Below are 1,082 nucleotides of genomic sequence, written 5' to 3' on the forward strand. Positions count from 1 at the left end.
TCAGGACTGCTGGTCCGGATCGTTCCTGTCATCACAACCGATGGGCAGATGATATTTGTAGCTTCGCCGCCGTGAATGGTTCCAATGGTGATGATCGCTCCGTCATCGACCGGCATCTCGCGTGACACTACCTTCTGAACCTCATTAATAAAGGCTCCCGCTATTGTGATGGCGTCAACACCGGCGTGCGCCTCTGCTCCATGAGCCATAGTCCCCAAGATGTTCAGCTCAAATTGTTCCGAGGATTTTGTAACCGCGCCGGTACCGGCGCCAAAGAAACCCGCCGGAATATCGGGGTCAACATGGAAACCGACCGCGGCATCGAACCCGACCAACAAACCCTCCTCTGCAACTGTCCGTCCGCCGAGGGGCTCGGCCTCTTCTGCAGGCTGAAAAATCACTCGCACTCTGCCGGAGAAATTATTCCGCATCCGATGGAATGCCAAAGCCGTTCCAAGAGCGATGGAGGCATGCATGTCATGCCCACACGCGTGCATCAGGCCCGGGACTTGCGAACGGTAAGTAAGATCCTCACGGTCCTCTTGAATTGGAAGGGCATCGATATCGCCGCGCAAGGCAATCGACCGTTTCGGACCAGGAGCGAGGCCTTCAATGTCGATGTAGACACCGGTATTGTGAAACGTCTTTGCTCCATCCAGACCAAATTGCTTCAGCGTCTCGATGATCCGCTTCTGCGTTTTGGTCTCGTGGTTCGACAACTCGGGTTCGCGGTGCATAGCATGCCGCATCTCGACAACGGCTTCGCGTTCTTCGCGGGAAAGTAGATCGTTCGTAAGCATCGTCCCGGCATCCTTTCTTCTTTGTTATCAGGATCGGTAGCTGGAATAGCCTCGACTAGAGACTTGACGCAGCCACTCGATTAACAGATCGGGTCATGACTGGACTGGACCGCCAACATCAGAGAGCGTCCCCGAGGCGCTCGCACCGGACACAGACCGCCGCGACGCTCTGCGTTGGAGCGCTTCATCGAGCGAAGGAGCTGAATCGAGGAGTTGCCGGGTGTATTCCTGAGCGGGGTCCTTCAAGACCTGCTGAGGCAACCCTGTTTCGATTATGCGACC

1 protein-coding gene is annotated in these 1,082 nt (G+C 56.1%); it reads right to left on the bottom strand.

Annotated elements, in window-relative coordinates; all coding sequences use genetic code 11:
• On the bottom strand, positions 1 to 800 hold an 800-nt coding region (locus A3AY_RS0113645), incomplete at its 3' end, for a M20 family metallopeptidase (RefSeq protein WP_018326224.1).
• Between the last annotated feature and the right edge of the window lie 282 nt (positions 801 to 1,082).

The sequence above is a fragment of the Rhizobium giardinii bv. giardinii H152 genome (genome assembly GCF_000379605.1).
GTDB lineage: Bacteria > Pseudomonadota > Alphaproteobacteria > Rhizobiales > Rhizobiaceae > Pararhizobium > Pararhizobium giardinii.